Source organism: Kitasatospora sp. NPDC001660 (genome assembly GCF_053596725.1).
The window spans coordinates 144,634-161,068 of the sequence record NZ_JBSFGU010000003.1; the positions used below are offsets into that span (position 1 = coordinate 144,634).

Here is a 16,435-nt window from a genome sequence, read left to right on the forward strand (position 1 = left end):
GCCTAGAGCCGGACGGGCTTCTCCAGGCGGACGTCGGCGGCGTCGAGCCAGGCGCGCAGGGGGCCGTCCTGGCCCTGCTCGACGGCCTGGGCGACGGGGGCGGCGAGGTCGGTGCGGCGGACGCCGCCGATCAGCAGGACGGGGCCGTCCAGCCAGTCCAGGCCGGGGGTGGCGCCCGCGGTGTCGACGGCGGCGCAGCAGACCATCGCGGTGACGTGGTCGACCAGCAGGTCGCGGCCGCTGCGGGCGGGTTCGAGCAGCGGGGCCGGGGCGGTGGTCCGGGCCAGCTCGGCGGCGAGGGCGGCGGCCAGCCGTTCGCCGTCGCCCTCGGCGAGGCGGACCAGCAGCCGGGTGAGCGTCGGGGCGCCGGGGCGGGCCTGGGGGGCGAGGCGGTCCAGGGCGCTCTGCAGGGCGGCGGCGCGGACCCGCCAGCCGACGTCCACCGCGTCGGCCGGGTAGTCGGCCCACTCCAGCTCGTGCCAGGACCCGGCGGCGGGGTGGCCGAAGAACAGCTCGGCGGCGAGCCGGGAGACCGCCCGGTCGACGGCGCCGGGCTCCTCCAGCAGGTCGCAGGCGGGGCGGTCGCCGAGCCGGGTGCCGTAGCCGTCGGCCAGCCGGTCGCGCCGGGACAGCTCGGTGAGGGCGGCGGCCACGCCGGCGTTGAGGTGGGCGGGGTGGCGGCCGAGCCGCCAGGCGGGCAGCGCGACCCGGGTGAGCAGGCGGTCCCAGCCGGCGTAGGCGAGGCCGACCTGCTCCTGGGCGGCGATCCGCAGGCCGTAGTCGACCGTCCGGGCCTGCTCGGAGGCCCAGCCCGCGACGGACCGCTCCAGCTCGGCCGCGTGGCCGCGGCAGGCGCCGAGGAGGCGGCGGGCGATCCGGTCGGTGAGGAGGGCCGGGCCTCGGCGCGGCGCCCGGGGCGGGCCGGTCAGGGTGGCGCCGCCGAGGCCGGCCGGGGCCCGGCCGGTGTCCAGGCTGGCGTCGAGGCCGCGCAGGAAGCGGCGGGCGGCGGCGATGTCCGGGTCGGCGGAGGCGGCGGTGCCGGCCACCACGGGCGCGAGGAGGGCGCGCAGCTCGTCGGCCCGCATCCACCACAGGAACGGCGAGCCGATCACGAGGGCGGGCGCGGGCGGCTCGTGCCGGGGGCGGTGCGGGTGCGCGGGCGGGACGTCCTCCAGCCAGCTGTCGCAGTCGGGGGTGAGCGCGATGGCGCAGGGCGCGGGGACGTCCAGCCGGTCGGCCAGTTCGCCGATCAGCCGGTACAGCTCGGGGGCCTCGGCGCGCTCCAGCACGACGGCCGGGGTGCGCGGCGGGACGGCCCGGCGGTAGGCGCGGGCGGCCAGGCCGGCCACCAGGAGGGTGAGCACGGCGACCGCGCCGACCGCCCAGCGGGCGGCGTCCCAGCCGGCCGCGTCGGAGGAGCCGGGCGCGCCGATGCGGCCGGTGAACCGGCCCGCCAGCAGGACCACCGCGACGGCGGCGGGCACGGCGGCGGCGGCCAGGGCGAGTCCGCGGATCCGCAGGACCGCCTGGGCGTGTGCGCGCGCGGTGTCGGCAGCGGCCATACGGTGCGGCACCCCCTTCGGAGCCCTCGGGCGCCCGCTGACGGGCCCCTGAGCCGACTCGAAACGATCAGTTCCGACCGGGAAGCGGTGGTGTCCGATCCCGGCAGTGCATGCTGTGTGGCGCTTCTGACATGTTCGACGCGCCGGTCCGGGTGGGTGTTCCGGATCGCCCCGGTTTCCACTCGTCCCGGTGACGTCGCCCGAACTTCCGGACGACACACCGGACGACCCTCGACCGGTCCGGTGCGAAGCACCCGGGCGACCGCCCGGCCGGACGCCGTCCAGCATCCCCCCGCCGGAACGCCGCTACCCGGCGGCGGCCCCGGCGCGCGGCCACGGCGCGGTGCGATCCAGCGCACCATAAGGCCGAGCGCCCGGTTGCGTCAGCCGGATGCGGTTGCTGTCACCCGATGGGCTGGAATCCGGCCGCCGAACGGTGCGCCGCCCACCACAACCGCTCCGGCCCCGGAACGCCGCAGGGCGCTGCGTCCATGGGGGTGCTTCCCACGACACGGCGCCCTGCGGGGTGCGCTCGGTGTTCCGGCTGCTCGGTGCTCCGGCTAGGCGGTGGCCGCCTTGAGCGCGATGTCGGTGCGGTGCTGGCCGCCCTTGAGCGAGATCCGCTCGACGGCGGCGTACGCGCGCTCGCGCGCCTCGGTGAGGTCGGCACCGGTCGCGGTGACGGACAGCACCCGGCCGCCGGCGCTCAGCACCCGGCCGTCCCCGGCCGCCTTCGTGCCGGCGTGCAGGACGAACGCGGTGCCGTCCGCCTCGGCCTCGGCGAGGCCCTCGATCGCGTCGCCGGTGCGCGGCGCGGCCGGGTAGCCCTCGGAGGCGACGACGACGGTCACGGCCGCGTCCTCGCTCCAGCGCAGCGGCTCCAGCTCGTCCAGCGTGCCGTTCGCGGCGGCCAGCAGGACGCCGGCCAGCGGGGTGCGCAGCCGGGCGAGCACGACCTGGGTCTCCGGGTCGCCGAAGCGGGCGTTGAACTCGATCACCCGGGTGCCGCGCGAGGTGAGCGCGAGGCCGGCGTAGAGCAGGCCGGAGAACTCGGTGCCGCGGCGGCGCAGTTCGTCCACGGTCGGCTGCAGGACGGTGTCCAGGACCTCCTGGACCAGCCCGGCGGGCGCCCACGGCAGCGGCGAGTAGGCGCCCATGCCACCGGTGTTGGGGCCCTCGTCGCCGTCCAGCGCGCGCTTGAAGTCCTGGGCGGGCTGGAGCGGGAGGACGGTGGTGCCGTCGGTGATCGCGAACAGCGAGACCTCGGGGCCGTCCAGGTACTCCTCGATGACCACGCGCTCGCAGGAGGCGGCGTGGGCCAGTGCGGCCGCGCGGTCGGAGGTGACGACGACGCCCTTGCCCGCGGCCAGGCCGTCGTCCTTGACGACGTACGGCGCGCCGAAGGCGTCGAGCGCCTCGGCGGCCTCCTCGGCGGTGGTGCACACGTAGGAGCGGGCGGTCGGCACGCCGGCCCCGGCCATCACGTCCTTGGCGAAGGCCTTCGAGCCCTCCAGCTGGGCGGCCGCGCCGGACGGGCCGAAGACGGGGATGCCGGCCGCGCGCACGGCGTCGGCGACGCCGGCGACCAGCGGGGCCTCCGGGCCGACCACGACGAGGGCGGCGCCGAGCCGCCCGGCCAGGTCGGCGACCTGGGCGCCGTCCAGCTGGTCGACCGGGTGGACCGTCGCCACCTGCGCGATCCCGGCGTTGCCCGGGGCGCAGTGCAGCTCGGTGACGGCGGGATCTTGGGACAGAGAGCGGCACAGGGCGTGTTCGCGGGCGCCGCCGCCGATGACGAGGACCTTCACGGTTGGCAAGGGTAGTCGGTGGCCTGTTCCGGCCGCTCTCCGGTCCCGTCGGAACCTCCAAGCAGAGAGCTCCGTACGCCGACGATATCGGAGGATCCTCCAAGCCGGGGCCCCGCCGGTCGGCGGCGGGTGGCCGGGTCAGGACGACGGGTCACCGGACCCTCGCTCGGACGGGTGAAATCCCGCCGACCCCCGCATCCCTCCCACCTCGGGTTCCGGTGGCCGAATCCGATAACGATCAAGGGGGAAGTGCCCCGCGGTCAGCCATTTGGCGGTAAGAAGTGCTGTTGGACAACCACTGGCAGACGATCCGTCAGCCGGACGCGTCGCCAGACCAAGCCGCCCGCCACAGGGAGCCCCACAGGTGAGCCAGCCGGAAATGCAGCCCGAGGAGAGTGCCTGGGGCAAGGAGATCGGCGAGGAGGACCCGCCCGCCGCCGCGGTCGCCCGCCGGGCCTCCACCCGCCGCCGGACCGATCTGAGCGCCCGCCAGTTCCCGCTCGGGGACTGGGGCGAGCCGGCCGAGCGGCTGGAGGAGCTCTACCGCTGGTCCGAGGAGCGGGCGGTCGAGGCGATCGAGTGGTACCGCCGGGACCGCGTCTGGAAGCGCCGCTGGGCCCGCCTGCTGCGGTTCGCCGCGGTCGGCTTCGCGGTCGGCGGGGTGACCGCCCCGCTGGTGGAGCTGACCGGCACCGTCGCACACGGCACCGGCTGGGGCTACGTCGGCCTGGCGCTCGCCGCGGCCTGCTACGGCACCGACCGGGCGTTCGGCCTCACCTCCGGCTGGATGCGGGACGTCAGCACCGCGCAGGCGCTGCAACGCCGCCTGGAGGCCTTCCAGTTCGACTGGGCGTCGGAGTGCGTGCGGGAGGTGCTCGGCCCGACCGAGGGCACCGCGGGCGAGGCCGCCGAACGCTGCCTGGGCGTGCTGCGCCGGTTCTGCGAGGACGTGTCGGACGTGGTCCGCACCGAGACCTCGGAGTGGATGCTGGAGTTCCGCGCGTCGATGACGCAGCTGCCCACCCAGGCCCCCGGGACGTGGAACGGGCGCACCGAGACCGGGGTCGGCGCCCAGGTGCGGGTGCCGCCCCCGCCGGGCACCCGGCCCACCATGCCGCGCCAGCGGCCGCCGGAGGGGCCGCTGCGGTAACGGGCGACGGCGCCCACGGGGCGGCCGGGGCGTTGCCGGAACGTCGCCGGGAAGGACGGGAGCTGCCGGGGCGGCCGGCTCAGGCGAAGACGATCATCGAGCCCTGGGCGACGCTCCGGGTCGCCGCCGCGTACAGGCCCGCCCACGCGTGCCGTTCCCTGGCGAAGGGGTGCAGGTCGTCCAGCGGCGGGCCGAACGGCTGCTCCAGGCCGGTCGGCCCGAGCGGCCGGGTCGGGGCCGGCGGGTTGTACGGGTCGAGGCCCAACGCCGGTGCCACGGCCTGGAGTTCGCGCAGCAGTCCGTGACTGGAGCCGAGCGGGCCGCCGACGGCGAGCAGCGCGTCGTCCACCAGCGGCACCGCGAACTCGATCGGCACGTAGGCGCCCGCGTGGTCGAAGTGCCAGACCAGGTGCGACTGTTCGGCGCTGTTCTCGAACATCTCCAGCAGCTGCTCGTAGTCGCCGCCGAGCGAGTCGACCGGCGTGATGTCGAGGCCGGTGAGGCCCAACAGGTAGGCGCGGCGCAGGAAGTGCAGCGAGTCGTAGTCGAAGGCGGCTATCGGCTCGACGGCACCGCTTATCCCCGGGACGTACTGGTAGACCGGCACCTCGGGCAGGCCGCGCGAGGTCAGCACGGCGTTGTAGAGCGCGAGGTCGTCCCGGAAGGGGTTGTCGGGGCTGTGGCTCAGCACGTCCACGAGCGGGACGAGCCAGAGGTCGCAGGCCATGGCCGGCTCTTCCTCTCCGGGCGGGGAGTCGTCCGCGCGGACGGGACGACTGCGGGCGGCGGTGTCGGCACCGGGACGGGCCCTGACGGCGGGCGTCCGGTTCGACGACCGCCCACCCTACCGGCCCGGCGCGCGGTGCGGGTCGGACCGTCCCTGCGGGTGCTCGGGGGGAGGCTCGGGCAGCCGCCGTCCGAATCGGCCGTAGGGCATCGCGCGCGGCTGCGGCACCAGGCCGAGCCCGAGGCCGAGTTCCCGGCCCAGCTCCCGGCCGATGTCCTCGCCCCGCCGTGGGCGGCCCGCCCCGGGCTCCGCGGCCGGCTCCGCCGCCGGGGTCCCGGCCGGCGCGGGGACGGGGGCCGGCTCCCCGTCCGCGGAGCCGGTGAGCAGCCCCAGCACGGCCACCGACCCCAGCGGCTGCCCGGCCAGCCCGGCCAGCAGCCGGACGGTGAACAGGTTGTACTCGCAGATGATCCGGTGCGCCCCGGCGAGGTCGCGCGCCTCGATCGCGTCCACCAGGTCGACGTGGTGGTCCCAGCACACCCCGCCCAGCACCGGCAGTCCCCGCAGGAAGGGCGCCGCGAACATCCAGGACTGCACCCGCAGCCAGTCCAGGTAGTCGCCGATCCGGCGGTTGCCGAGCAGCCCGGCGACCGCCTGCCAGAACCGGCGGTCGCAGCCCACCATCACGTCCAGGTTCCCGGCCCGGGCCGCCCGCACGGCCGCGTCCGCCCGGCGCCGCAGCGAGGGCAGCCGGGTGAGGTCGGGCAGCGCCCGGTGGGCGCGGTACTGGCGGTAGTAGCTGTCGGTGAGCAGCACCCGGGACTCGAAGATCTCCACGAAGTCGTCCCAGCCCAGCTCGGGCACGGTGAATCCGCGGTGGTGCTCGGTCCGCAGCAGGCCCTGGGCGCCGAGGTCGACCAGCGCCTCGCGGGCCGGGGTCGCGGAGACGCCGTACAGGTCGGCGATCTCCTTGACGGTGAAGTTGCGGCCGGCCTCCAGCCGGCCGGCCATCATCTCCTCGCGCAGCGCGCCCGCGATCTGCTCGCGCAGGCTGTTGCGCTGGATGACGGGACGGGTGTCGCCTGCGCCGTTGCCGGACATGCGCGCGACCTCCTCGGGCGGGCCGACCGGCCGCCCCTCGGCGGACCGGCCGAAGAACGGCTGGGAACACGACGAGTGCTCATCTTCTCAAACCCGTCCGGAGCAGGTACGAACCAACCCCGGGACGGCCGGAACCACCCGCCCGGCGCCCGCCCCGCAGCAGCGGCGCCCCGCCGCCGTCAGCGCTGGACCGGCGCCGGGATCCCCAGCAGGCGGTCCCGCAGCACCGGGAACTCCGCCCGCGCCTTGGCCACCTCGGCCGGGTCGAACTCGACGGTCAGCACCTGCTCCCCCGCCCCGGCCTCGGCCAGCACCCGGCCCCACGGGTCCACCACGATGCTGTGCCCGGCCTGCTCGACCCCGCCGTGCGTCCCGGCGGTGTTGCAGGCGAGGACGTACGCCTGCTCCTCGACCGCCCGTGCCCGGGCCAGCAGCGTCCAGTGCTCGCGCCGCCGCTCCGGCCAGGCCGCCGGGACGACCAGCAGCTGCGCGCCCGCGTCCAGCAGCGCCCGGAAGAGCTCCGGGAAGCGCAGGTCGTAGCAGGTGGCCAGGCCCAGCGTGCCGAAGTCGGTGGCCGCCGTGACGATCTCCTGCCCGGCTCCCATCACCACCGCCTCGCCGCTGTCGAAGCCGAAGCGGTGGATCTTGCGGTAGGTGTGCACGAGCTCGCCGTCGGGGGCGAACAGCAGCGAGGTGTTGTAGATCGGGCCGTCCGGATCGCGTTCGACGATCGAACCGGCGTGCAGCCAGACCCCGGCGGCCCGGGCGGCCGCCGCCATCGCGTCCGAGGTGGGCCCGTCGAGCGTCTCCGCGCCCTCCGACCAGAGGTCGTACGCGAAGCCCCCGAGCGGCCACAGCTCCGGCAGGACCACCAGGTCGGAGCCGCGCTGGGCCCGCACCAGGGAGGCGGCCCTGGCCCGTCGCTCGGCCGGCGGCTCGGCGTCGGAGACCGCGAGTTGGATCAATGAAGCGCGCACAGTACCACCGTCCACGGCAAGAGTCCTACGATCGTCACCCGAAAGCGCTGCCCGGCTGTCTCCCGGCAGCGTAACGTGCGGTTAGCGTGTGCGCCCGGGGGCCGGACCAACCCGGCCGGCCTCCGAAGCAGGGTGCGCGCGGCAAGGCAGCTGACGGAGGGCCGGAGATTCCCGTGACGGACAACCAGACCGTGCAGGCTTACACCGAGGCGTGGACGCAGAGCATCGAGTCCATAGCGGAACTGGTGACCCCCCTGCCGGAGGGTTCCTGGAACCGCGCCACCGAGTGCCCCGGCTGGTCCGTGCGGGACGTCGTCTCGCACATCATCGCCGTCGAGTCCGAGCTGCTCGGCGACCCCCGCCCGATCCACGCGCTGCCGCGTGACCTGCGCCACGTCACCAGCGAGTTCGCCCGCTACGTCGAACTGCCCGTGGACAAGCGCCGCTGCCACACCGCGCTGGAGATGACCAGCGAGCTGGAGTACACGATCATCCGCCGCTCGCGCGCCCTGCGGAACGCCAAGCGGACGCCCGAGGAGCCGGTCCGCTGGCCCGCCGGCCCGTACGCCCGGGACGTGCCGTACCGCGAGCTGCTGCGCCTGCGGGCCTTCGACGTCTGGGTGCACGAGCAGGACCTGCGCCGTGCCCTGGACGTGCCCGGCGACCTGGACTCCCCGGGCGCCCTGATCACCCGGGACGTGCTGCTGGAGAAGCTGCCCAAGGCCGTCGCCCACAACGCCGGCGCCCCGGCCGGGACGTCCCTCGTGCTGGACGTCACCGGCCCGGTCGAGTTCCTGCGCACCGTGCGGGTCGACGCGGCCGGCCGCGGCACCGTGGACGAGTCGATCAGCCTCGCGCCGGATGTCCAGCTGACCATGGACTGGGAGACGTACGTCCGCCTCGCCTGCGGCCGCGGCCGCCCCGGCCCGGTGAGCGTCGAGGGAGACAAGGAGCTGGCCGAACGGGTGCTGGCCACCTTCTCCGTCACCATCTGAAAGTTCTGGCGCACACTCCCCGGCGTACACGCACGGCCGCACGCCGGGGCGGCACCCCTCGTGCGTCCGTACGTCAACCTGGGACCAGCACCTCACTCGTTCGACATCGTCGTTCCGGGCAGTCCTGCCATCACCCGGAAGGAGGAAATCCGAGTACGGCCGCTGATCGACGACGCGCGCCGAACGGCGGTAACCCTACGCATCGACCCTCCGCCGCAGCCGCAGGATCATCAGCGTCCCGACCGCCAGGGGCACGTACTGCCAGCAGAACGCCCACCGGAAGGCGTCGGCCGAGTACGTGTCCGCGTCGGCCGGAGCCAGGGTGTCGAGCAGGATGCCGATGCCGAACAGGGTGATCATCGTGCCGATGAACCCGCCCATGTTGACGATGCCGGAGGCCGTCCCGAGCCGCTCCACCGGGTTCCCGGCCCGGGCGTAGTCGAGGCCGACCAGGGAGGCCGGGCCGTTGCCGCCCATCACCAGGATGATCCCGACGAGCAGCCACACCGGCGGGTGGCCGCCGGGCCAGGCCAGTACCAGCGCCCAGCCGAGGCCGGTGGCCGCGATCACCGAGAGCACGATCGGCATCCGGGCCCGGGGCGAGAAGGACAGCACCCGGCCGAACACGAAGCCGAAGCTCATGTTGCTGAGCACCAGCAGGGTCAGCAGCCCGCCGGCCTCGCCGCGCGTCATGCCCTGCGCCTCGACCAGGTAGGGCAGGCCCCAGAGCAGGCCGAAGGCGTTGCCGGGGAACTGGGTGGTGAAGTGCACCCAGAGCCCGAGTCGAGTACCGGGCTCCCGCCAGCACTCCCGGACCTGCCGCCCGGTCTTCGGCCGCGAGCCCGGCCGCTGTTCCACCGGCAGCCCGCCCGTCGGCGAGTCCTTCAGGAGGAGCGCGACCAGCGCGAACACCGCCACCCCCAGCAGCGCGATCGCCGCGAACGTCGGCGTCCAGCCCTCGCTGTGCAGCACCTGCGCGAGCACCACCGTGGTGATCAGGTTGCCGCCCATCCCGACGAGGCCGGTCAGCTGCGCGACGAACGGGTTCTTCGCGGCCGGGAACCAGCGCGCGGCGATCCGCAGCACGCTGATGAAGGTCATCGCGTCGCCGCAGCCCAGCACCGCCCGGGAGGCCAGCGCGGGGGCGAACGAGGAGCTGAACGCGAAGGCCAGCTGCCCGGTGCTGAGCAGCAGGACGCCGAGCAGCAGCACCCGGCGCGGCCCGAACCGGTCGACCAGCAGCCCGACCGGGATCTGCATGGCCGCGTAGACCAGCACCTGGAGGATCGAGAAGGCGGAGAGCGCCGAGGCGCCGATCCCGAAGCGCTCGGCGGCGTCCAGCCCGGCCACGCCGAGGCTGGTGCGGTGGATCACCGCGAGGACGTAGACGCTGACGCCGACGGACCAGGCCAGCCACGCGGCACGCCCGCCCGGCGGGGACGCCGGGGCGGCCGGGGGCTCGGCGGGAGAACGGGGAGCGGAGGCGGACAGGGGACGGACTGAACGGGCTGGCTCCACGGTCATAGTGCGCCCAGGCTAGTCATCCCATGATCGGATGCCCAGGGTGGGGTGCGGCCGATCGCTCACGAACCGGTCTCAGCCGGTGACCGTCCAGGACACCGAGCGGGTCATGTACTTGTCCCGGAACGCCTCGTCCCGCACCCAGTCGGTGTTGTCCCGGACGGTCGCCGTCACGGTGGCGGCGTGGCCGGGCGGGATGTTCAGCTGCGCGGTGTCCAGCCGCCCGTGGTCCGCCGTCTGCGGCTCCACCGGGACACCGTCCACCGTCCAGTCCACCCGCAGCTGGTGCGCCCCGGTCAGCGGCAGCGGCCGGACGTCCAGCTGGGGGCGGCCGGTCACCTCGCCCGGCGACGGCACCGGGGGGTCGTTCGGGCGGATCCTGCGGTACAGCTCCTCGATGATCGCCTCGCGCGACGGCAGGTTGTAGGCGCTGCCCAGGGTGCGCATCACCGAGTCCGGCGTCGGCCGGTAGAGCCCGTTGGTGCCGCGGTACGCCCCCACCGTCCCGGCGCCGTCCGGGGACTCGGCGCCCAGCCAGCGCCACCACTTGGTCTGCTTCCTGCGCATGTCGTCGGCGTCGAGGGTGGAGAGGTTCGGGTAGTCGGCGTCGTCCGGGGCGGAGTCGTACTCGTCCCCGAGGTCCCCCACGGTGTGGCCGATCTCGTGCTGGATGATCCGCCCCGCGTCCGGGCTGCCGCCCGCCAGGGTGGTCACCCCGGTGCCCCCGGCGCCGCCGTACTCGCTCGAGTTGGCCAGCACTATCAGGTACTGCGGCCCGGCGCTGTCCCCCGCGTACCGGGCGGTGGCCGGCTCGTCCGCGCAGAGCAGCCGCGCGGTGCCCTCGCACCAGAAGTGCATGCCGAGCGGGGTCGAGGGGTTGCGTCCGCGGCTCTCGGTCTCCGCTATCCCGGAGACCGGGGAGACCACCTCGACCCGCCGTATGTTGAAGAACGCCTGGTAACTGCGGAACGGCTCGATCTCCATCAGCGAGCGCCAGGCCCGGTCGGCCTGCTGCTGGAACAGCTCCTGTTCGGCGGCCGTGTAGCCGTCGCCGAGCAGCACCAGGGTGATCCGGTTGGCCGGGTCGCCGGTGCGGCGTATGTCGACGCTCGGGGCGGGCGCGGCGCCGCGCAGGTCGGCGCGCTGCGCCGAGTGCGGCGGCACCGCCCGGTCCACGGGGGCGCCGGGCCCGATCACGCCGAACGGCGAGGGGCCGGCCAGCTCCAGGGCGGCCGGGAGTACGGCGGTGGACACCAGTACGAGCGCGGCCAGACTCCGGACGAGACGGCCAGGGTTGCCAGACGGCATTCGGGTGCGTCCTCGGGGCTCCGGTCACCCGGTGTCGCCCGGGTGATGGAGCGGAGACGTACCCGGACCGGCGTGTCGCCCCTACCGGCGGACGAAAAAGTCACCGACCTGGCCGAACGATCCGTATCGCACCAGTCATACCAATGAATCTCGGCGCGGCCGCTTCCCGACCCGGCGTCCCTACGGCCTCCCAGGCCTGCGCAGGCTCCGCAGGTTCAGCACGAGGTGCGTCCCGAGCCCGAACAGCAGCCCCCAGAACGCCGAGCCGATCCCGAACAGGCTCATCCCCGACGCGCTCGCCAGGAACGTCACCACCGCCGCGTCCCGCCCCCGCTCCTCCGCGACCGCCGCCGCCAGGCTGCCCTGCAGCGACGCCAGCAGCGCGACCCCGGCGATCACCGCGATCAGTTCCTTCGGCAGCCCGGTGAACAGGCTCACCAGCACCCCGCCGAAGCTGCCCACCACCACGTACAGCGCCCCCGAGGACATCCCCGCGACGTAGCGCCGGCGCGGATCCGGATGGGCTTCCGGGCCCGAGCAGATCGCCGCCGTGATCGCCGCGAGGTTCACCCCGGGCGAGCCGAACGGCGCCATCAGCAGCGACATCGCACCGGTCGAACCGATCAGCAGCCGGTCGTCCGCCCGGTACCCGAAGGCCCGCATCACCCCGAGGCCCGGCGCGTTCTGCGAGGCCAGGACGACGATCGTCAGCGGCAGCGCGAGCCCCACCACGGCCGACCAGGAGAACGCCGGCACCGTCAGCACCGGCACGGTCGGCCCGCCCGACCCCACCCGCAGCGGCAGCCCGACCGTGACCGCAGCCAGCGCCCCGCCCACCAGCAGCGCCACCGGCACGGCGTACCGCGGCGCGAACCGCTTGGCCAGCAGGAACGCCGCGAAGCTCCCCACCACCAGCACCGGCGCGCTGTGCACGGCGCCGAAGATCCCGGCGCCGAACGAGAACAGGATGCCCGCCAGCATCGCGTTGACGATCCCCACCGGCACCGCCGCGATCAGCCGCCCGAACCAGCCGGTCACCCCGAACAGCGTCACCACGACCGCGCACACCGCGTACGCCCCGACCGCCTCCCGGTACGGGTACGCCCCCAGGCTCGTCACCAGCAGCGCGGCGCCCGGCGTCGACCAGGCCGTGATCACCGGCGTCCGGGTCCACCAGCTCAGCAGGAACCCGCTCACCCCGCTGCCGACGCCCACCGCCCAGATCCAGGACGCCGTGTGCGCCGCGTCCAGCCGCCCCGCCGAGGCCGCCGCGAGCACCACCACCAGCGGCCCCGAGAACGACACCGCGATGCACACCAGCCCCGCCAGCAGCGCCGTCCCCGACACGTCGCTCCGCAGCGACCGCCGCTCCTCGCCCCCGCCCGGCACCATTCCCGGACGGACAGTCAGCTCATCCGTCATTCCGGCAGTATCCCGAAGCAGGCCTCCGAGGACTCCTGAAAAAAACTTTTGCGCCACCTGCAACCCCAGCCGGGGATGCGCGTCTATACGGATGAAGGCACGGAGAGCGAGACCGGCAGAGCCGGGGGGCGCTTCCGCTCAGGAGGAGCGGAGCCGGTCGTCTTCACCCACCACACCGTCAGACCCATGACCCTGGGGAGTCACGTCATGCGCACGTCCGTTATCACCCGTTTCGCGAAGAACACCCGCTCGCTCTCCACCCGCCGCCGCATCGCCGTCCTCGCCGCCACCACCGTCCTCGCGGGCGGCGTCCAGGTCATCGCAGCCAGCGACTCCGCCTGGGCCTGTTCCGGCCCGTACGAGTCGGTGGCTCCCACCACGGCACCGACCGCCCCGACCACCACCCACCACGGGGACGTGACGCCCGGCTTCCACCAGACCCGGGACGGCCAGACCATCACCGCAGGCGGCCCGAAGGTCGAGGTGGGCGTCGGCATCACCAACTTCACCGGCGCCCCTTACGACAACGTCGTGGCGACGCTTTCCCTGTACAACCCGGACCACGGCACCAACCTGCGGCCCGAGGACTTCACGGTCGAGGCGAACGCCGACGGCACCTGGCAGCCGCTCGCCCTGCGCCACGGCTGCGACCCGACGCTCTTCACCAACTCCGCACCGGCCACCACGATCCAGCACCTGGAGGACGGCCGGGCCGCGCATCTCACCTTCCGCATCGGGCTCTCCGCGAAGGCCCCCAAGGACCTGACCAGGATCCAGATCGGCATCCTCGGGCAGGCCCCCGACTCACCCTCCGAGGTGGGCAAGTCCTTCCTCACCTTCCCGGTCGCCCGCTCGGCCGCGCCGACCACCGCCAAGCCGACCGCCACCGCCGAGCCCAAGCCCGCCCCGGCCGAGCCCGCCGCCGACCGGACGCCCACCGCGCCCGCCTCGGCCGCCGCGGAGGCCCCGAAGTCCCCGAAGTCCCCGGCACCGCAGGTCACCTCGTCCACTCCTGCCACCACCGCACCGGTCGGCACCCCGGAGCTGGCCCAGACCGGTTCGAGCGAGACCAACGGCTTCCTCGCCGCCTCCGCCGCCGCCCTCCTCGCCCTCGGCGCCGGCGTCCTGATCGCCGTTCGCCGCCTGCGCCACCAGCGCTGACCGGCTGACAGAGTCCGCCGAAAAAACTTTGCGCCACCTGCAACCCCAGCCGGGGATGCGCGTCTATACGGGTGAAGGCACGGAGAGCGAGACCGGCAGAGCCGGGGGGCGCTTCCGCTCAGGAGGAGCGGAGCCGGTCGTCTTCACCCACCACACCGTCAGACCCATGACCCTGGGGAGTCACGTCATGCGTACGTCCGTTATCGCCCGTTTCGCGAAGAACACCCGCTCGCTCTCCACCCGCCGCCGCATCGCCACCGTCGCCGCCACCGTCGTCCTCGCCGGCGGCATCCAGGCCCTCGCCACCGACAGCGCCTGGGCGTGCCCCGGCCCGTACGAGGCGAACAACCCCACCATCTCGAAGGAGGCCCGGGAGCGGCACCACAGCGGCACCCCGGTCGCCGGCTTCATCGCCCCGACCCCGGCCTCGCTGACCGCCGGCTCGAGTGCCGAACTCGGTGTGGAGTTCGCCAACTTCACCGGGGCCGACTACGACGACGCCGCACCCAGCCTCACCCTGCTGAGCCCCAGTGGTGTCGCGAACCGTCCCCTCCTGAAGTACCTGACGGTCGAGGGCAAGCGTGACGGCGCCTGGACGCAGCTCACCATCGACGACGGTTGCCTCGGCGAGGCCATCCGGGTCGACACCTCGCCGCTGTTGCAGCACCTGGCGAACGGCCGCGCGAGCCGGGCGATGTTCCGGGTCAGCCTGGCGGCCGACGCCCCCAAGGAGCTCACCTCGCTGTCGATCACCACCTCCGCGTGGGCCGAGGTCAGCGGCACCGGAAAGTCCGAGAGCACGACCGTCAAGGTCCTTCACGGCCCCGCCGAGCCCACGGCCACCACCACCGCGAAGCCGAGCGCCCCCGCCAAGCCCACCGCCACCGCGAAGCCGAGCGCCCCGGCCAAGCCCGCGCCCGCCAAGCCGGCCAAGCCCGCCGCCGACGAGACCAGGACCGCCGCCCTGGCCGCGCCCGCCACGCCCACCGCCGAGCCGTCCGGCTCCCCGGCACCGAAGCCCGCTTCGACCGCCCCGGCCACCACCGCACCGGCCGGCACCCCGGAACTGGCGCAGACCGGTTCGAGCGAGACCAACGGCTTCCTCGCCGCCTCCGCCGCCGCCCTCCTCGCCCTCGGCGCCGGCGTCCTGATCGCCGTTCGCCGCCTGCGCCACCAGCGCTGACCGGCCACGGCACACGCGAAGGGGCCCTTCTCCGCACGGCGGTGCGGAGAAGGGCCCCTTCTTCTGCGGCTCAGCCCCAGGTGATCAGGCGCTTCGGCTGCTCCAGGAGCGCGGCCACGTCGGCCAGCACCTTGGAGCCCAACTCCCCGTCCACCAGACGGTGGTCGAAGGAGAGGGCCAGCGTGGTCACCTGACGCGGGACCACCTTGCCCTTGTGCACCCACGGCAGTTCCCGGACCGCGCCGAAGGCGAGGATCGCGGCCTCGCCCGGGTTGAGGATCGGGGTGCCGGTGTCGACGCCGAAGACGCCGACGTTGGTGATGGTGACCGTGCCACCCTGCATGTCGGCCGGCGAGGTCTTGCCCTGGCGGGCGGTCTCGACCAGCTCGCCGAGCGAAGTGGCGAGCCCGGCAAGGGTCTTGGCGCCCGCGTCCTTGATGTTGGGCACGATCAGGCCGCGCGGGGTGGCCGCGGCGATGCCGAGGTTCACCTGGCCCTTGATGACGATCTCCTGGGCCGCCTCGTCCCACTGCGCGTTGATCCCCGGGTGCCGCTTGATCGCGGTGAGCAGCGCCTTGGCGACGATCAGCAGCGGGCTGACCCGGACGTCCCGGCCCAGCTCGCCGCTCTCCTTGAGGCGGCGGACGAACTTCATCGTGCGGGTCACGTCGACCTGGACGAACTCGGTGACGTGCGGCGCGGTGAAGGCCGAGGCCACCATGGCCTGCGCGGTGGCCTTGCGGACGCCCTTGATCGGCACCCGGACGTCGCCCGCGGTGGGCACGGGCACCGGCGCCTCGACCCGCTCGACCGGCTCGGCCACGACGGGCTCCGCGACCGGGGCCGCGACAACGGCGGCGAGCGCCGACGCGTGGGCGTGCACGTCCTCGCGGGTGATCACGCCGTCCCGGCCGGTCGGGGTGACCGCGCGCAGGTCGATGCCGAGGTCCTTGGCCAGCTTGCGCACCGGCGGCTTGGCCAACGGCCGCTCGCCGGCGGGCTGTTCGGCCAGGGCCGACGCCGGGGCCGTCACCGGGACGGCCCGGGCGAGCGGCGCCGCGGGGGCGGCCGGAGCGGCCACGACGGTGGTCGTGGTGGTCCGGCGGGCCCGGCGCTGGGCGGAGCCGGTCCGCGGACCGTAGCCGACCAGCACCTCGCGCCGCTCGGGCTCGGCCGGCGCGGCCGGAGCCGTCGCCGCGGGCGCCTCGACGGCGGGAGCGGCGGGGGCGGCCGGAGCCGGGGCCCCGCCCTCCCCGGCGACCGCGACCGAGATGATCACGGTGCCGACGTCGACCGTCGCGCCCTCCGGGAAGAAGAGCTGCTCGACGACCCCGTTGAACGGGATCGGCAGCTCCACCGCGGCCTTGGCGGTCTCCACCTCGCAGACGACCTGGCCGTCCGTCACCGTGTCACCGGGCTTGACGTACCAGCTGAGGATCTCGGCCTCGGTGAGGCCCTCGCCCACGTCGGGCATCTTGAACTCGCGGAGCGAGCGAACTTCGGTGGCCATCTTCGCTCCC

The 16,435-nt window shown here is 74.6% G+C and carries 13 protein-coding genes; 4 read left to right on the forward strand and 9 right to left on the reverse strand.

All coding sequences use genetic code 11. The features are described 5' to 3' along the window. Positions 1-2: 2 nt before the first annotated feature. On the reverse strand, positions 3-1,562 hold the full coding sequence (locus ACWCXH_RS04285) for a hypothetical protein (RefSeq protein ID WP_449799784.1): 1,560 nt from the start codon (positions 1,560-1,562) through the stop codon (positions 3-5). A gap of 560 nt (positions 1,563-2,122) precedes the next feature. Then, on the reverse strand, positions 2,123-3,370 hold the full coding sequence (gene purD / locus ACWCXH_RS04290) for a phosphoribosylamine--glycine ligase (protein ID WP_449799785.1): 1,248 nt from the start codon (positions 3,368-3,370) through the stop codon (positions 2,123-2,125). 364 nt (positions 3,371-3,734) lie between these two features. Between purD and ACWCXH_RS04295 the strand changes: the two genes are divergently transcribed. Continuing rightward, entirely contained in the window at positions 3,735-4,520 is a 786-nt protein-coding gene (locus ACWCXH_RS04295; protein ID WP_449799786.1) for an SLATT domain-containing protein, read from the forward strand. Between the two features lie 79 nt (positions 4,521-4,599). On the opposite strand, the gene ACWCXH_RS04300 is transcribed toward ACWCXH_RS04295, so the two are convergent. The 3 genes from ACWCXH_RS04300 to ACWCXH_RS04310 form a co-directional block, all read right to left on the reverse strand. Next, a complete protein-coding gene (locus ACWCXH_RS04300; RefSeq protein ID WP_449799787.1) occupies positions 4,600-5,247 on the reverse strand; it encodes a hypothetical protein in 648 nt (215 codons plus the stop codon). A gap of 117 nt (positions 5,248-5,364) precedes the next feature. Then, positions 5,365-6,348 carry a GntR family transcriptional regulator gene (locus ACWCXH_RS04305; RefSeq protein ID WP_449799788.1) on the reverse strand — a complete coding sequence of 328 codons (984 nt, stop codon included), beginning with the start codon at positions 6,346-6,348 and terminating at the stop codon, positions 5,365-5,367. A 179-nt stretch (positions 6,349-6,527) separates the two neighbouring features. After that, positions 6,528-7,325, reverse strand: coding sequence for a carbon-nitrogen family hydrolase (locus tag ACWCXH_RS04310; protein WP_449799789.1), 798 nt, complete (start codon positions 7,323-7,325; stop codon positions 6,528-6,530). A gap of 173 nt (positions 7,326-7,498) precedes the next feature. On the opposite strand from ACWCXH_RS04310, the gene ACWCXH_RS04315 reads away from it, so the two are divergent. Then, positions 7,499-8,320: a maleylpyruvate isomerase family mycothiol-dependent enzyme gene (locus tag ACWCXH_RS04315; protein ID WP_449799790.1), complete on the forward strand. Its 822-nt coding sequence runs from the start codon at positions 7,499-7,501 to the stop codon at positions 8,318-8,320. A gap of 195 nt (positions 8,321-8,515) precedes the next feature. On the opposite strand, the gene ACWCXH_RS04320 is transcribed toward ACWCXH_RS04315, so the two are convergent. The 3 genes from ACWCXH_RS04320 to ACWCXH_RS04330 all read right to left on the reverse strand — a co-directional run bounded on the left by ACWCXH_RS04320 (position 8,516) and on the right by ACWCXH_RS04330 (position 12,571). Next, positions 8,516-9,844, reverse strand: a complete 1,329-nt coding sequence (locus ACWCXH_RS04320) for an MFS transporter (RefSeq protein ID WP_449799791.1) — start codon at positions 9,842-9,844, stop codon at positions 8,516-8,518. Positions 9,845-9,916: 72 nt separating this feature from the next. After that, positions 9,917-11,149: a M64 family metallopeptidase gene (locus ACWCXH_RS04325; RefSeq protein ID WP_449799792.1), complete on the reverse strand. Its 1,233-nt coding sequence runs from the start codon at positions 11,147-11,149 to the stop codon at positions 9,917-9,919. 180 nt (positions 11,150-11,329) lie between these two features. Then, positions 11,330-12,571 (reverse strand): benzoate/H(+) symporter BenE family transporter, encoded by a 1,242-nt coding sequence (locus ACWCXH_RS04330; RefSeq protein ID WP_449799793.1) that lies wholly within the window; start codon positions 12,569-12,571, stop codon positions 11,330-11,332. Between the two features lie 207 nt (positions 12,572-12,778). On the opposite strand from ACWCXH_RS04330, the gene ACWCXH_RS04335 reads away from it, so the two are divergent. Both ACWCXH_RS04335 and ACWCXH_RS04340 read left to right on the forward strand, forming a co-directional pair. Continuing rightward, positions 12,779-13,732: an LAETG motif-containing sortase-dependent surface protein gene (locus ACWCXH_RS04335; RefSeq protein WP_449799794.1), complete on the forward strand. Its 954-nt coding sequence runs from the start codon at positions 12,779-12,781 to the stop codon at positions 13,730-13,732. A 187-nt stretch (positions 13,733-13,919) separates the two neighbouring features. Continuing rightward, positions 13,920-14,915, forward strand: coding sequence for an LAETG motif-containing sortase-dependent surface protein (locus tag ACWCXH_RS04340; protein ID WP_449799795.1), 996 nt, complete (start codon positions 13,920-13,922; stop codon positions 14,913-14,915). A 70-nt stretch (positions 14,916-14,985) separates the two neighbouring features. Here ACWCXH_RS04340 and ACWCXH_RS04345 read toward each other — a convergent pair whose 3' ends face one another. Next, positions 14,986-16,425 (reverse strand): dihydrolipoamide acetyltransferase family protein, encoded by a 1,440-nt coding sequence (locus ACWCXH_RS04345; protein WP_449799796.1) that lies wholly within the window; start codon positions 16,423-16,425, stop codon positions 14,986-14,988. Positions 16,426-16,435: the final 10 nt, after the last annotated feature.

What these genes read in the sequence shown, in the direction of transcription:
- ACWCXH_RS04325 (WP_449799792.1), bottom strand. Translation starts at nt 11,149, where the DNA reads ATGCCGTCTGGCAACCCTGGCCGTCTCGTCCGGAGTCTGGCCGCGCTC.
- ACWCXH_RS04305 (WP_449799788.1), bottom strand. Translation starts at nt 6,348, where the DNA reads ATGTCCGGCAACGGCGCAGGCGACACCCGTCCCGTCATCCAGCGCAAC.
- ACWCXH_RS04340 (WP_449799795.1), top strand. Translation starts at nt 13,920, where the DNA reads ATGCGTACGTCCGTTATCGCCCGTTTCGCGAAGAACACCCGCTCGCTC.
- ACWCXH_RS04330 (WP_449799793.1), bottom strand. Translation starts at nt 12,571, where the DNA reads ATGACGGATGAGCTGACTGTCCGTCCGGGAATGGTGCCGGGCGGGGGC.
- ACWCXH_RS04335 (WP_449799794.1), top strand. Translation starts at nt 12,779, where the DNA reads ATGCGCACGTCCGTTATCACCCGTTTCGCGAAGAACACCCGCTCGCTC.
- ACWCXH_RS04300 (WP_449799787.1), bottom strand. Translation starts at nt 5,247, where the DNA reads ATGGCCTGCGACCTCTGGCTCGTCCCGCTCGTGGACGTGCTGAGCCAC.
- ACWCXH_RS04285 (WP_449799784.1), bottom strand. Translation starts at nt 1,562, where the DNA reads ATGGCCGCTGCCGACACCGCGCGCGCACACGCCCAGGCGGTCCTGCGG.
- ACWCXH_RS04345 (WP_449799796.1), bottom strand. Translation starts at nt 16,425, where the DNA reads ATGGCCACCGAAGTTCGCTCGCTCCGCGAGTTCAAGATGCCCGACGTG.
- ACWCXH_RS04320 (WP_449799791.1), bottom strand. Translation starts at nt 9,844, where the DNA reads ATGACCGTGGAGCCAGCCCGTTCAGTCCGTCCCCTGTCCGCCTCCGCT.